Here is a 13,654-nt window from a genome sequence, read left to right as displayed (position 1 = left end):
GCATGAACAGCACGCTTATCCAGACAGACCGTTTCGCCCTGAGCGAAACCGAGCGCTCGGCCATCGAGCACGAGCTGCATCACTACGAAGACCCGCGCGCGGCGTCGATCGAAGCCCTGAAGATCGTCCAGAAGGAACGTGGCTGGGTGCCTGACGGCGCGCTCTACGCCATCGGCGAAATTCTTGGCATCCCGGCCAGCGACGTGGAAGGCGTGGCAACGTTCTATAGCCAGATCTTCCGTCAGCCGGTCGGCCGTCACATCATTCGCGTCTGCGACAGCATGGTCTGCTACATCGGCGGCCATGAATCCGTGGTCAGCGAAATCCAGAGCAATCTGGGCATCGGCCTGGGTCAGACCACCGCCGACGGTCGTTTCACCCTGCTGCCGGTCTGCTGCCTCGGCAACTGCGACAAGGCGCCGGCGTTGATGATCGACGACGACACTTTCGGTGATGTGCAGCCTGCCGGCGTTGCCAAATTGCTCGAGGGCTACGTATGACCCTGACTTCCTTCGGTCCAGCCAACCGCATCAAGCGTTCGGCCGAGACTCACCCGCTCACCTGGCGTCTGCGTGACGACGGCGAAGCTGTCTGGCTCGACGAGTACCAGGCCAAGAACGGTTACGCGGCTGCGCGCAAGGCTTTCGCCGACATGGCTCAGGACGACATCGTCCAGACCGTGAAAGACTCCGGTCTTAAAGGTCGCGGCGGTGCCGGCTTCCCCACGGGCGTGAAGTGGGGCCTGATGCCCAAAGACGAATCCATCAACATCCGCTATCTGCTGTGCAACGCGGACGAGATGGAACCGAACACCTGGAAAGACCGCATGTTGATGGAGCAACTGCCCCATCTGCTGATCGAAGGCATGCTGATCAGTGCTCGCGCGCTGAAAACCTACCGTGGCTACATCTTCCTGCGTGGCGAATACACCACCGCCGCCAAGCACCTGAACCGTGCAGTGGAAGAAGCCAAGGCAGCGGGCCTTTTGGGTAAAAACATTCTGGGCAGCGGCTTCGATTTCGAGCTGTTCGTCCACACCGGCGCCGGACGTTACATCTGCGGTGAAGAAACCGCACTGATCAACTCCCTCGAAGGCCGCCGCGCCAACCCGCGCTCCAAGCCGCCCTTCCCTGCGGCCGTTGGCGTGTGGGGCAAGCCGACCTGCGTGAACAACGTTGAAACCCTGTGCAACGTGCCGGCGATCATTGCCGACGGCGTGGACTGGTACAAATCGTTGGCCCGCGAAGGCAGTGAAGACATGGGCACCAAGCTCATGGGCTTCTCCGGCAAGGTCAAGAACCCGGGCCTGTGGGAATTGCCGTTCGGCGTCACCGGTCGCGAGTTGTTCGAAGACTACGCCGGCGGCATGCGCGACGGTTACAAGCTCAAGTGCTGGCAGCCAGGTGGCGCCGGTACCGGTTTCCTGTTGCCGGAACACCTGGACGCACAAATGTACGCCGGCGGCATCGCCAAAGTGGGCACCCGTATGGGTACCGGCCTGGCCATGGCGGTGGACGACAGCGTCAACATGGTTTCCCTGCTGCGCAATATGGAAGAGTTCTTCTCCCGCGAATCCTGCGGCTTCTGCACCCCGTGCCGTGACGGTTTGCCGTGGAGCGTCAAGCTTCTGCGCGCCATCGAGAACGGTGAAGGGCAAGCCGGCGATATCGAGACCCTGCTGGGTCTGGTCGGTTTCCTAGGCCCAGGCAAGACCTTCTGTGCTCACGCACCGGGCGCCGTGGAGCCGTTGGGCAGCGCAATCAAATACTTCCGCCATGAGTTCGAAGCCGGCATCGCGCCTACCAGCGCTGTCGTCCCGCCTCTGGCAAGGCCGATCGTAGTCGGCGCGTAAACGCTTAAAAAAGCGAAGGGTCCGTGCCCTTCGCTTTGTCGTGTGATGACGCCTTGAACGGCTGTGTTGATTCACGCGAATAACAAGATTCCATTAGCCACGCCCGCTGACACCGGGCCAACGAAGAACTTTGAACCATGGCCACTATCCACGTAGACGGCAAAGAGCTCGAAGTCGATGGGGCAGACAACCTGTTACAGGCATGTCTGTCGCTAGGCCTCGATATCCCTTATTTCTGCTGGCACCCAGCCCTAGGCAGCGTTGGCGCTTGCCGCCAGTGCGCGGTCAAGCAGTACACCGACGAAAACGACAAGCGTGGTCGGATCGTCATGTCCTGCATGACCCCCGCCACCGACGGCAGCTGGATCTCCATCGACGACGAAGAAGCGAAAGTGTTTCGCGCCAGCGTCGTTGAATGGCTGATGACCAACCACCCTCACGACTGCCCGGTCTGTGAGGAAGGCGGTCACTGTCACCTGCAAGACATGACCGTGATGACCGGCCACAACGAGCGCCGTTATCGCTTCACCAAGCGTACCCACCAGAACCAGGATCTCGGCCCGTTCATCGGTCACGAAATGAACCGCTGCATCGCCTGCTACCGCTGCGTGCGCTTCTATAAGGACTACGCCGGCGGCACCGATCTCGGTGTGTTCGGCGCCCACGACAACGTGTACTTCGGTCGCGTTGAAGACGGCACCCTGGAAAGCGAGTTCTCCGGCAACCTCACCGAGGTCTGCCCGACCGGTGTGTTCACCGACAAGACTCACTCCGAGCGCTACAACCGCAAGTGGGACATGCAGTTCTCGCCGAGCATCTGCCATGGCTGCTCCAGCGGTTGCAACATCTCCCCGGGTGAACGCTACGGTGAACTGCGTCGTATCGAAAACCGTTTCAACGGTTCGGTAAACCAGTACTTCCTGTGCGACCGTGGCCGTTTCGGCTACGGCTACGTCAACCGCGAAGACCGCCCGCGTCAGCCATTGCTGGCCAACGGCGCCAAGCTGACGCTCGACGAAGCGCTGGATAAAGCCGCCGACCTGCTGCGCGGTCGCAACATCGTCGGTATCGGTTCGCCACGTGCCAGCCTCGAAAGCAACTACGCGTTGCGCGAACTGGTCGGCGCCGAGCACTTCTACTCCGGTATCGAAGCCGCCGAGCTGGAACGCATTCGTCTGGTCATGCAGGTGCTCAAAGACAGCCCGCTGCCGATCCCGAACATGCGCGACATCGAAGACCACGACGCGATCTTCGTCCTCGGCGAAGACCTGACCCAGACCGCTGCGCGTATGGCCCTGTCCCTGCGTCAATCGGTCAAAGGCAAAGCCGAAGACATGGCCGACGCCATGCGCGTTCAGCCTTGGCTCGACGCCGCCGTGAAGAACATCGGTCAGAACGCTCTGAACCCGCTGTTCATCGCCAGCCTGGCTGAAACCAAGCTCGACGACATCGCTGAAGAATGCGTTCACGCCGCGCCAGACGACCTGGCCCGCATCGGTTTCGCCGTGGCTCACGCCCTCGACGCCAGCGCGCCTGCCGTTGAAGGTCTGGACGCTGAAGCCCTCGAGCTGGCCAAGCGCATTGCCGACGCCCTGCTCGCCGCCAAGCGTCCGCTGATCATTGCCGGTACCTCGTTGGGTTCCAAGGCGCTGATCGAAGCCGCGGCAAACATCGCCAAGGCCCTGAAGCTGCGCGAGAAGAACGGCTCCATTAGCCTGATCGTGCCAGAGGCCAACAGCCTCGGCCTGGCCATGCTCGGTGGCGACTCGGTCGATGCCGCGCTGCAAGCGGTGATCGACGGCAAAGCCGACGCTATCGTCGTGCTGGAAAACGATCTGTACACCCGAACTGACAAAGCCAAGGTCGATGCTGCCCTGAACGCCGCGAAAGTGGTGATCGTGGCGGACCATCAGAAGACCGCCACCAGCGATCGCGCGCACCTGGTTCTGCCAGCCGCCAGCTTCGCTGAAGGCGACGGTACGCTGGTCAGCCAGGAAGGCCGCGCCCAGCGCTTCTTCCAGGTCTTCGACCCGACTTACCTCGACGCAAGCATCATGGTTCACGAAGGCTGGCGCTGGCTGCATGCCCTGCGCGCCACCCTGTTGAACCAGCCGATCAACTGGACCCAACTGGACCACGTCACCGCTGCCTGCGCCGCCAGCACTCCGCAACTGGCCGGCATTGTCAGCGCCGCACCGTCCGCCGCGTTCCGCATCAAAGGCCTGAAACTGGCTCGCGAACCGCTGCGTTACTCCGGTCGTACCGCCATGCGCGCCGACATCAGCGTGCACGAACCGCGTACTTCCCAGGACAACGACACCGCGTTCTCGTTCTCCATGGAAGGTTACTCGGGCTCGGTCGAACCGCGCCAGCAAGTGCCATTCGCCTGGTCTCCGGGCTGGAACTCGCCGCAAGCCTGGAACAAGTTCCAGGACGAAGTCGGTGGTCACATCCGCGCTGGCGACCCGGGCACCCGCCTGATCGAAAGCACCGGTGACTCGCTGAACTGGTTCGCCAGTGTTCCTCGCGCGTTCAACCCGGCTCCGGGCACCTGGCAGGTTGTGCCGTTCTTCCACCTGTTCGGCAGCGAAGAGAACTCTTCCAAAGCCGCACCGGTTCAGGAACGCATCCCGGCCGCTTACGTGTCGCTGGCCAAATCCGAAGCCGACCGTCTGGGTGTCAATGACGGCGCCCTGCTGAGCTTGAGCGTTGCTGGCCAGACCCTGCGTCTGCCGCTGCGCATCAACGAAGAGCTGGGTGCCGGTCTGGTCGCATTGCCGGCCGGTATCGCCGGCATTCCACCAGCGATCTTTGGCAAATCCGTTGACGGTCTGCAGGAGGCAGCTCAATGACCTGGTTCACGCCTGAAGTGATTGACGTGATCATCGCCGTCCTCAAGGCCATCGTGATTCTGCTCGCCGTGGTGGTTTGCGGCGCGCTGCTGAGCTGGGTCGAGCGTCGTTTGCTCGCCCTCTGGCAGGACCGTTACGGTCCGAACCGCGTCGGCCCGTTCGGCGCGTTCCAGATTGCGGCCGACATGATCAAGATGTTCTTCAAGGAAGACTGGACCCCGCCGTTCGCCGACAAGGTGATCTTCACCTTGGCACCGGTTGTGGCCATGAGCGCCTTGCTGATTGCCTTCGCGATCATCCCGATCACCCCGACCTGGGGTGTGGCGGACATCAACATCGGCATCCTGTTCTTCTTCGCCATGGCCGGTCTGTCGGTCTACGCGGTGCTGTTCGCCGGCTGGTCGAGTAACAACAAGTTCGCCCTGTTGGGCAGCTTGCGGGCCTCGGCGCAAACCGTGTCGTACGAAGTGTTCATGGGCCTGTCGCTGATGGGCATCGTGATCCAGGTTGGCTCGTTCAACATGCGCGACATCGTTGAATACCAGGCGCAGAACCTGTGGTTCGTCATCCCGCAGATCTTCGGTTTCCTGACTTTCTTCATTGCCGGCGTCGCCGTGACTCACCGTCACCCGTTCGACCAACCGGAAGCGGAGCAGGAACTGGCCGACGGTTACCACATTGAATACGCCGGCATGAAATGGGGCATGTTCTTCGTCGGTGAGTACATCGGCATCGTGTTGATTTCGGCGCTGTTGGTGACGTTGTTCTTCGGGGGCTGGCACGGTCCGTTCGGCATTCTGCCGCAGATCCCGTTCATCTGGTTCGCACTGAAAACCGCGTTCTTCATCATGTTCTTCATCCTGCTGCGCGCCTCGATTCCGCGCCCACGGTATGACCAAGTGATGGATTTCAGCTGGAAGTTCTGCCTGCCGCTGACCCTCGTCAACATGCTGGTGACCGCTGCGATCGTGTTGCTCAACACGCCCGCCGTCGCGGCTCAGTGAGGATAGAGAATCATGAAGTACATATTTGACATCGTGCATGGCTTCTTCACCCAGCTTCGCAGCCTGGTGATGATCTTTGGCCACGCCTTCCGCAAGCGCGACACGCTGCAATACCCGGAAGAAGCCGTGTACCTGCCGCCGCGCTTCCGTGGCCGTATCGTGCTGACCCGCGACCCTGATGGCGAAGAGCGTTGTGTAGCCTGCAACTTGTGCGCCGTGGCGTGCCCGGTCGGTTGCATCTCGCTGCAGAAAGCTGAAACCGATGACGGTCGCTGGTACCCGGAGTTTTTCCGTATCAACTTCTCGCGCTGCATTTTCTGCGGCCTCTGCGAGGAAGCCTGCCCGACCACCGCGATCCAGCTGACACCGGATTTCGAGATGGCCGAGTTCAAACGTCAGGACCTGGTGTACGAGAAAGAAGATCTGTTGATCTCCGGCCCCGGCAAAAACCCTGATTACAACTTCTATCGTGTTGCAGGTATGGCGATTGCCGGTAAGCCGAAAGGCGCCGCGCAGAATGAAGCCGAACCGATCAACGTGAAGAGCTTGCTGCCTTAAGGAAGAAAGATGGAATTCGCTTTCTATTTCGCATCGGGTATCGCTGTTGTGTCCACGCTTCGCGTGATCACCAACACCAACCCCGTGCACGCCCTGCTCTACCTGATCATTTCGCTGATTGCCGTGGCGATGACGTTTTTCGCCCTCGGCGCGCCGTTCGCCGGCGTGCTGGAAGTGATCGCCTACGCTGGCGCCATCATGGTGCTGTTCGTGTTCGTGGTGATGATGCTGAACCTGGGCCCCGCCTCGGTTCAGCAAGAGCGCGTCTGGCTCAAGCCCGGCATCTGGCTCGGCCCGGTCGCACTCGGCACCCTGCTGCTGGTTGAACTGCTGTACGTGCTGTTCAGCCACTCCAGCGGTCAGGCCATCGGCCACACCTCCGTAGACGCCAAGGCCGTGGGCATCAGCCTGTTCGGTCCTTATCTGCTGGTGGTCGAACTCGCCTCGATGTTGCTGCTCGCCGCAGCCGTCACGGCGTTCCACTTGGGCCGCAACGAAGCCAAGGAGCAATGACGATGCCTGCTATCCCTATGGAGCATGGTCTGGCGGTCGCCGGCATCTTGTTCTGCCTCGGTCTGGTCGGCCTGATGGTCCGCCGCAACATTCTCTTCGTGCTGATGAGCCTGGAGGTCATGATGAATGCCTCCGCACTGGCCTTCATCGTTGCCGGTAGCCGCTGGGCGCAGCCGGATGGACAAATCATGTTCATCCTGGTGATCAGCCTGGCAGCCGCCGAGGCCAGTATTGGCCTGGCGATTCTGTTGCAGCTGTATCGCCGCTTCCACACTCTCGATATCGACGCTGCCAGCGAGATGCGCGGATGAATCTTCTCTATCTGACTTTCGTATTCCCTCTCATAGGTTTCCTGCTGCTGGCGTTTTCACGCGGTCGCTTCTCGGAAAACCTGTCGGCGCTGATTGGCGTCGGTTCCATCGGCTTGTCTGCCATCGTCACGGCTTATGTGATCTGGCAGTTCAACGTTGCGCCACCTGAAGGCGGTCACTACACCCAGGTGTTGTGGCAGTGGATGGCGGTGGAAGGCTTTACGCCTAACTTCGCGCTGTACCTGGATGGTCTGTCCCTGACCATGCTCGGTGTGGTGGTCGGCGTTGGCTTCCTGATCCACCTGTTCGCGTCCTGGTACATGCGCGGTGAAGCCGGTTACTCGCGCTTCTTCGCCTACACCAACCTGTTTATTGCCAGCATGTTGTTCCTGGTGCTGGGCGATAACCTGTTGTTCCTGTACTTCGGTTGGGAAGGCGTGGGCCTGTGCTCGTACCTGTTGATCGGTTTCTACTACAGCAACCGCAACAACGGTAACGCGGCACTGAAAGCCTTCATCGTCACCCGTATCGGCGACGTGTTCATGGCCATCGGCCTGTTCATCCTGTTCGCGCAATTGGGCACGCTGAACATCCAGGAACTGCTGGTTCTGGCGCCACAGAAATTCCAGGCTGGCGACTTCTGGATGGTCATGGCGACCCTGATGCTGCTGGGCGGCGCTGTCGGTAAATCCGCGCAACTGCCGCTGCAAACCTGGCTGGCGGACGCGATGGCCGGTCCTACTCCGGTTTCGGCACTGATCCACGCTGCAACCATGGTAACCGCCGGTGTCTACCTGATCGCCCGTACTCACGGTCTGTTTGCCCTGGCGCCGGATATACTGCACCTCGTCGGCATCGTCGGCGGTGTGACCCTGGTACTCGCCGGTTTTGCCGCACTGGTTCAGACCGACATCAAACGTATCCTCGCCTACTCGACCATGAGCCAGATCGGCTACATGTTCCTGGCACTGGGCGTGGGTGCGTGGGATGGCGCGATCTTCCACCTGATGACCCACGCCTTCTTCAAGGCGCTGCTGTTCCTTGCGTCCGGTGCGGTGATCGTTGCCTGCCATCACGAGCAGAACATCTTCAAGATGGGCGGCCTGTGGAAAAAACTGCCACTGGCCTACGCCAGCTTCATCGTCGGCGGCGCGGCTCTGTCGGCCCTGCCACTGGTGACCGCAGGTTTCTACTCCAAAGACGAAATCCTTTGGGAAGCGTTCGCCAGCGGCAACCACGGGCTGCTTTACGCAGGTCTGGTCGGTGCGTTCATGACTTCGCTGTACACCTTCCGCCTGATCTTCATCGCGTTCCACGGTGAAGTGAAGACCGAAGCGCACGCCGGTCACGGCATCGCTCACTGGCTGCCACTGTCGGTGCTGATCGTGTTGTCCACCGCCATTGGCGCGATGATCGTTCCGCCGCTGCACGGTGTGCTGCCGGAAAGCGTCGGCCATGCCGGCGGCGAAGCCAAGCACAGTCTGGAAATCGCCTCGGGCGCCATCGCCCTGTCCGGTATCCTGCTGGCCGCGCTGCTGTTCCTCGGCAAGCGTCGTTTCGTCACTGCAATCGCCAACAGCGGCATCGGCCGCTTCCTTTCGGCCTGGTGGTTCGCTGCCTGGGGCTTCGACTGGATCTACGACAAACTGTTCGTCAAGCCATACCTTGCGATCAGCCACGCACTGCGCAGAGACCCGCTCGACCAGACCATCGGTCTGATCCCGCGTATGGCCAAAGGCGGTCACACCGCCCTGAGCCGTACCGAAACCGGTCAACTGCGTTGGTACGCGGCATCGATGGCAGCCGGCTCCGTGCTGGTCATCGGCGCCATCGTGCTGGTAGCGGTCTGATATGAACCTTGCGAACTTGCGAAAGGAATTGAGCCCGTCATGATTCTGCCTTGGCTAATCCTGATCCCCTTCATCGGCGGCCTGCTGTGCTGGATGGGTGAGCGCTTCGGCGCTACCCTCCCCCGCTGGATTGCGCTGTTGACCATGACCCTGGAACTCGCGCTCGGCCTCTGGCTGTGGGCCCACGGTAATTATTCATTTGCTCCGGCACCTGGCGCCGATCCGACCTGGGTGCTTGAGTTCAAGCACATCTGGATCGAGCGCTTCGGCATCAGCGTGCACCTGGCCCTCGACGGCCTGTCGCTGTTGATGATCCTGCTGACCGGTCTGCTGGGTATCCTCTCGGTACTCTGCTCGTGGAAAGAGATCCAGCGTCACGTTGGCTTCTTCCACTTGAACCTGATGTGGATCCTGGGCGGTGTCGTCGGCGTGTTCCTCGCCCTCGACCTGTTCATGTTCTTCTTCTTCTGGGAAATGATGCTGGTGCCGATGTACTTCCTCATCGCGCTCTGGGGTCACAGCTCTTCGGACGGCAAGAAAACCCGGATCTACGCGGCGACCAAGTTCTTCATCTTCACTCAGGCGTCCGGCCTGATCATGTTGGTGGCGATCCTGGGTCTGGTCTTGGTCAACTTCAACGACACCGGCGTGATTACCTTCAACTACGCCGACCTGTTGAAAACCAAGATGTCGCTGACCACCGAGTACATCCTGATGCTCGGCTTCTTCATCGCTTTCGCGGTGAAGCTGCCGGTGGTGCCGTTCCACTCCTGGTTGCCTGACGCTCACGCCCAGGCGCCGACCGCGGGTTCGGTCGACCTGGCCGGTATCTTGTTGAAAACGGCTGCTTACGGTCTGCTGCGTTTCGCCCTGCCGCTGTTCCCGAATGCCTCGGCCGAGTTCGCGCCGTTCGCCATGACCCTCGGTCTGATCGGAATCTTCTACGGTGCGTTCCTGGCCTTCGCCCAAACCGACATCAAGCGTCTGATCGCCTACTCCTCCGTTTCCCACATGGGTTTCGTGTTGATCGGCATCTACTCCGGCAGCCAACTGGCGCTGCAGGGCGCGGTGATGCAGATGCTGGCGCACGGCCTTTCGGCGGCGGCACTCTTTATCCTCAGTGGTCAACTGTACGAGCGCACCCACACCCGCGACATGCGTGAGATGGGTGGCCTGTGGTCGAAGATTGCTTACCTGCCGGCCGTCAGCCTGTTCTTCGCAGCTGCGTCCCTGGGCTTGCCGGCTACCGGTAACTTTGTGGGTGAGTTCCTGATCCTGATCGGCACGTTCCCGAGCGCTCCATTGATCACTATCCTCGCGACGTCCGGTCTGGTGTTCGGTTCGGTCTACTCGCTGATCATGATCCACCGTGCCTACTTCGGCCCGTCCAAATCGGACGCGGTGCTGCATGGCATGGATGGTCGCGAACTGATCATGGTGGTCGGTCTGGCAGCGTTGCTGATTTTCATCGGCGTGTACCCGCAACCGTTCCTCGATACCTCTTCTGCGACGATGCATGGCGTGCAGCAGTGGCTCGGCACCGCCTTCACTCAACTCGCTTCGGCCCGGTAAGAGCGCTATGGAATTCACGACTCAACACTTTATCGCGCTTGCGCCGTTGTTGATCACCAGCGCCACGATCATCGTGGTGATGCTGGCAATCGCCTGGCGCCGCAACCACTCGCAGACCTTCCTGATTTCCGTGGCGGGTCTGAACCTGGCGTTGCTGTCGATCCTGCCAGCCCTGAAAGTCGCGCCTCTGGCCGTGACTCCACTGCTGCAGATCGACACCTTCGCTTGCTTGTACATGGCGCTGATCCTGGTCGCCACCCTCGCTTGTGTGACCCTCGCCCACGCCTACCTCGGCGATGGCGGCTCGGGTTACCCGGGCAACCGTGAAGAACTTTACCTGCTGATCCTGATGGCCGCCGCCGGTGGCCTGGTACTGGTCAGCGCGCAGCACCTGGCCGGGTTGTTCATCGGTCTGGAACTGCTCTCGGTACCGGTCTACGGTCTGGTGGCTTATGCCTTCTTCAACAAGCGTTCGCTGGAAGCCGGTATCAAGTACATGGTGCTGTCGGCCGCCGGTTCCGCGTTCCTGTTGTTCGGCATGGCCCTGCTTTATGCCGACTCCGGCAGCCTGAGCTTCGTCGGCATCGGCCAGGCCCTCGCGGCCACCGGCCTGCCAAGCTCGCTGGCGCAACTGGGCCTGGGCATGATGCTGATCGGTCTGGCGTTCAAGCTGTCGCTGGTACCGTTCCACCTCTGGACCCCGGACGTTTACGAAGGTGCTCCGGCACCGGTGGCCGCGTTCCTGGCCACCGCTTCGAAAGTCGCTGTGTTCGCAGTGATGGTGCGTCTGTTCCAGATCTCGCCCGCGGCGAGCAGCGGTGTACTGAGCGACGTGCTGACCATCATCGCCATCGCGTCGATCCTGTTCGGTAACCTGCTGGCACTGACCCAGAGCAACCTCAAGCGTCTGCTGGGTTACTCGTCCATCGCTCACTTCGGTTACCTGCTGATCGCCCTGGTGGCGAGCAAGGGTCTGGCCGTGGAAGCCATCGGCGTGTACCTGGTCACCTACGTGATCACCAGCCTCGGCGCGTTCGGCGTAATCACCCTGATGTCCTCGCCGTACAACGGCCGTGACGCGGATGCCCTGTACGAATACCGCGGCCTGTTCTGGCGCCGTCCGTACCTGACCGCCGTACTGACCGTGATGATGCTGTCCCTGGCCGGTATCCCGCTGACCGCAGGCTTCATCGGCAAGTTCTACATCATCGCTACCGGCGTCGAGTCGCACCAATGGTGGCTTGTCGGTTCCCTGGTACTAGGCAGCGCCATCGGCGTCTTCTACTACCTGCGTGTGATGGTCACCCTGTACCTGATCGAACCGAACCTGCGTCGCCATGATGCGCAACTGCACTGGGAACAACGTGCAGGTGGCGTGATGCTGCTGGCCATCGCTGCACTGGCGTTCTTCCTCGGTCTGTATCCGCAGCCGTTGCTGGTCCTGGTTCAGCAGGCGGGGTTGGCAGGTTGATCGCTTAAGCGACACTCGGTAGAAAACAGAAACGACACCTTCGGGTGCCGTTTTTGCGTTTGTACGATTTGTTACCGCTGCACTCCCCTCCTCTCGCTATCCCCGAAAGCTCTCGCCGGACTATCCGCCTCGTCCTACAGCCAGCATTGAGCACTTGGCTCTATCTTGAGTGACTGCTGGATAGAGCAATCGAGACGAGAACAAATAATGAAACGTGACATCTTTTTAGAATTGGTAGAAGGCTTCGAGGCCTTGGCCGCTGAGCGCCAAGGTAAAGTCTCGCTACTACACCCAAAAGCGAAAGCCGCCAAACTAGCCTCCGTCATCAATGAGGAACCACACAACTTTGCCGCCGCCAAAAATTCTGGCTATATTTGTCCAGAATACGGGGGACACATGATGATCATCGTTCCGTTGGCAGAAGCAAAAAACAATCTATCTAAACTCGTCGATGACGCCGCCGCGGGACAGGTCATCACGATTACTAAACATGGTCGGGCACTTGCCCGCCTCGTTCCCGTGGGAAAACCCTGCGGACAGCGTCTCGGAGCAATGAAAGGCAAACTGGTACTGCCCGAAGAGTTCGACGCCCCATTGCCGGACGACATGCTTGATGCTTTTGAAGGCGCTCAAGAATGAGGCTTCTGCTCGACACGCACATTTTGCTCTGGACGCTCAGTGATGACTTCAGGCTATCCGGCAAAGCCAGAACGCTAATTGAGAACGCTGCTGATATTTACGTCAGCGCAGCGACATTCTGGGAGATGGCGATCAAGGTCGGGCTGGGAAAGCTGAACGTTGACCTGGAAGAAATCCGGCAGTACTGCCTCGAAAGCGGGTTCATCGAACTGCCGGTGACTTCGGAACATGCCATCGCCGTAAAAGACCTCGAACATCACCATCGCGACCCGTTCGACCGCCTTATTGTTGCAACCGCCATGACAGAGCCGATGAAACTGCTCACCGCGGACCCGTTGGTTGCCAGGTACACAGATTTAACAATCCTGGTTTAACCGGCCACCTCTTCCCTATCCTCCCCTGATATTGGAAAGGCTCGCAGCGTTAACCTGAACCGACACAAACACTACAGAAACGGCACCTTCGGGTGCCGTTTTTGCGTTTGTGGGTTCGAGCGCAGATTCGGCGGTAAAAAGTCGCTGACTCAACACGCCGTTTTGTTAGAAACGTCTTTGTGCGTTATAGGCAAAGTCGTTGCGCACAGCACCCAATGGATCACAAATCTCAGTCATCACGATTTAACCCCTCCATGCAGCTGAAATTTCCGACAAATGCGTACGCCAAAATCGTTGGGCGAGTATGTTTTGAAATACAGCCCTATTCAGCGCCCACCCATTAATCACGAAAAAATCGTCAACCCGACAAATGATGTGTACGTATTTCATCCCCCCTTGAAAAATGGCACTGAAACTTTCTGTCATTTTTGACCAAACCAACACCTGACTTATACATTTGCTCCGTGCTCGATACGGCACATCCAATTTCTAATAAAAGGAGTTTAATCATGGGTTACATGAGTAGCTGGAACGCCAATAAAGTTGTCGATCTTGAACAACAGGAAGCTCCAACGGCAGAGCAAATCGAAGAACTGCAACTGACTGAGGCCGAGCAGGCCGAACTGGAAGCTGTATAAAAAAACGGGGGGCCACGGCC

13 protein-coding genes are annotated in these 13,654 nt (G+C 59.8%); all 13 read left to right on the top strand.

Annotated elements, in window-relative coordinates:
- The first annotated feature begins 2 nt into the window (after positions 1 to 2).
- Complete coding sequence (nuoE, locus tag ACMXYH_RS11245; RefSeq protein WP_008146039.1) at positions 3 to 500, top strand: NADH-quinone oxidoreductase subunit NuoE; 498 nt, start codon at positions 3 to 5, stop codon at positions 498 to 500.
- Positions 497 to 1,852 carry an NADH-quinone oxidoreductase subunit NuoF gene (gene nuoF, locus ACMXYH_RS11240; RefSeq protein WP_008146041.1) on the top strand — a complete coding sequence of 452 codons (1,356 nt, stop codon included), beginning with the start codon at positions 497 to 499 and terminating at the stop codon, positions 1,850 to 1,852. Before nuoE ends, nuoF begins: the two co-directional genes overlap by 4 nt.
- Positions 1,853 to 1,989: 137 nt before the next feature.
- Entirely contained in the window at positions 1,990 to 4,704 is a 2,715-nt protein-coding gene (nuoG, locus tag ACMXYH_RS11235) for an NADH-quinone oxidoreductase subunit NuoG (RefSeq protein ID WP_415767100.1), read from the top strand.
- Positions 4,701 to 5,708, top strand: coding sequence for an NADH-quinone oxidoreductase subunit NuoH (gene nuoH / locus ACMXYH_RS11230; RefSeq protein ID WP_008146046.1), 1,008 nt, complete (start codon positions 4,701 to 4,703; stop codon positions 5,706 to 5,708). Before nuoG ends, nuoH begins: the two co-directional genes overlap by 4 nt.
- A gap of 12 nt (positions 5,709 to 5,720) precedes the next feature.
- The gene (nuoI, locus tag ACMXYH_RS11225; protein WP_019648466.1) at positions 5,721 to 6,266 is read left to right on the top strand and encodes an NADH-quinone oxidoreductase subunit NuoI; all 546 of its coding nucleotides are present in this window, start codon (positions 5,721 to 5,723) and stop codon (positions 6,264 to 6,266) included.
- Positions 6,267 to 6,275: 9 nt separating this feature from the next.
- Positions 6,276 to 6,779 (top strand): NADH-quinone oxidoreductase subunit J, encoded by a 504-nt coding sequence (gene nuoJ, locus ACMXYH_RS11220; protein WP_129436912.1) that lies wholly within the window; start codon positions 6,276 to 6,278, stop codon positions 6,777 to 6,779.
- A 2-nt stretch (positions 6,780 to 6,781) separates the two neighbouring features.
- Positions 6,782 to 7,090, top strand: a complete 309-nt coding sequence (nuoK, locus tag ACMXYH_RS11215; protein ID WP_007946416.1) for an NADH-quinone oxidoreductase subunit NuoK — start codon at positions 6,782 to 6,784, stop codon at positions 7,088 to 7,090.
- A complete protein-coding gene (gene nuoL, locus ACMXYH_RS11210) occupies positions 7,087 to 8,940 on the top strand; it encodes an NADH-quinone oxidoreductase subunit L (protein WP_129436913.1) in 1,854 nt (617 codons plus the stop codon). The genes nuoK and nuoL overlap by 4 nt, the downstream gene beginning before the upstream one ends.
- 39 nt (positions 8,941 to 8,979) lie before the next feature.
- Complete coding sequence (nuoM, locus tag ACMXYH_RS11205) at positions 8,980 to 10,512, top strand: NADH-quinone oxidoreductase subunit M (RefSeq protein WP_415767099.1); 1,533 nt, start codon at positions 8,980 to 8,982, stop codon at positions 10,510 to 10,512.
- A gap of 7 nt (positions 10,513 to 10,519) precedes the next feature.
- Positions 10,520 to 11,983, top strand: coding sequence for an NADH-quinone oxidoreductase subunit NuoN (gene nuoN / locus ACMXYH_RS11200; RefSeq protein WP_033057078.1), 1,464 nt, complete (start codon positions 10,520 to 10,522; stop codon positions 11,981 to 11,983).
- A 207-nt stretch (positions 11,984 to 12,190) separates the two neighbouring features.
- The gene (locus ACMXYH_RS11195) at positions 12,191 to 12,622 is read left to right on the top strand and encodes a type II toxin-antitoxin system Phd/YefM family antitoxin (protein ID WP_415767098.1); all 432 of its coding nucleotides are present in this window, start codon (positions 12,191 to 12,193) and stop codon (positions 12,620 to 12,622) included.
- A complete protein-coding gene (locus ACMXYH_RS11190) occupies positions 12,619 to 12,996 on the top strand; it encodes a type II toxin-antitoxin system VapC family toxin (RefSeq protein WP_415767097.1) in 378 nt (125 codons plus the stop codon). The genes ACMXYH_RS11195 and ACMXYH_RS11190 overlap by 4 nt, the downstream gene beginning before the upstream one ends.
- A 509-nt stretch (positions 12,997 to 13,505) precedes the next feature.
- Positions 13,506 to 13,634 carry a hypothetical protein gene (locus ACMXYH_RS11185; protein ID WP_256661669.1) on the top strand — a complete coding sequence of 43 codons (129 nt, stop codon included), beginning with the start codon at positions 13,506 to 13,508 and terminating at the stop codon, positions 13,632 to 13,634.
- Positions 13,635 to 13,654 lie beyond the last annotated feature (20 nt).

The organism is Pseudomonas frigoris, assembly GCF_047758635.1.
Taxonomy (GTDB): domain Bacteria; phylum Pseudomonadota; class Gammaproteobacteria; order Pseudomonadales; family Pseudomonadaceae; genus Aquipseudomonas; species Aquipseudomonas frigoris.
This window is presented reverse-complemented; position numbering and strand designations above follow the sequence as displayed.

Coding starts and splice junctions, on each gene's coding strand:
- nuoH (WP_008146046.1), top strand. CDS start 4,701: ATGACCTGGTTCACGCCTGAAGTGATTGACGTGATCATCGCCGTCCTC.
- nuoK (WP_007946416.1), top strand. CDS start 6,782: ATGCCTGCTATCCCTATGGAGCATGGTCTGGCGGTCGCCGGCATCTTG.
- nuoE (WP_008146039.1), top strand. CDS start 3: ATGAACAGCACGCTTATCCAGACAGACCGTTTCGCCCTGAGCGAAACC.
- nuoL (WP_129436913.1), top strand. CDS start 7,087: ATGAATCTTCTCTATCTGACTTTCGTATTCCCTCTCATAGGTTTCCTG.
- nuoI (WP_019648466.1), top strand. CDS start 5,721: ATGAAGTACATATTTGACATCGTGCATGGCTTCTTCACCCAGCTTCGC.
- nuoJ (WP_129436912.1), top strand. CDS start 6,276: ATGGAATTCGCTTTCTATTTCGCATCGGGTATCGCTGTTGTGTCCACG.
- ACMXYH_RS11190 (WP_415767097.1), top strand. CDS start 12,619: ATGAGGCTTCTGCTCGACACGCACATTTTGCTCTGGACGCTCAGTGAT.
- ACMXYH_RS11185 (WP_256661669.1), top strand. CDS start 13,506: ATGGGTTACATGAGTAGCTGGAACGCCAATAAAGTTGTCGATCTTGAA.
- nuoN (WP_033057078.1), top strand. CDS start 10,520: ATGGAATTCACGACTCAACACTTTATCGCGCTTGCGCCGTTGTTGATC.
- nuoF (WP_008146041.1), top strand. CDS start 497: ATGACCCTGACTTCCTTCGGTCCAGCCAACCGCATCAAGCGTTCGGCC.
- nuoM (WP_415767099.1), top strand. CDS start 8,980: ATGATTCTGCCTTGGCTAATCCTGATCCCCTTCATCGGCGGCCTGCTG.
- nuoG (WP_415767100.1), top strand. CDS start 1,990: ATGGCCACTATCCACGTAGACGGCAAAGAGCTCGAAGTCGATGGGGCA.
- ACMXYH_RS11195 (WP_415767098.1), top strand. CDS start 12,191: ATGAAACGTGACATCTTTTTAGAATTGGTAGAAGGCTTCGAGGCCTTG.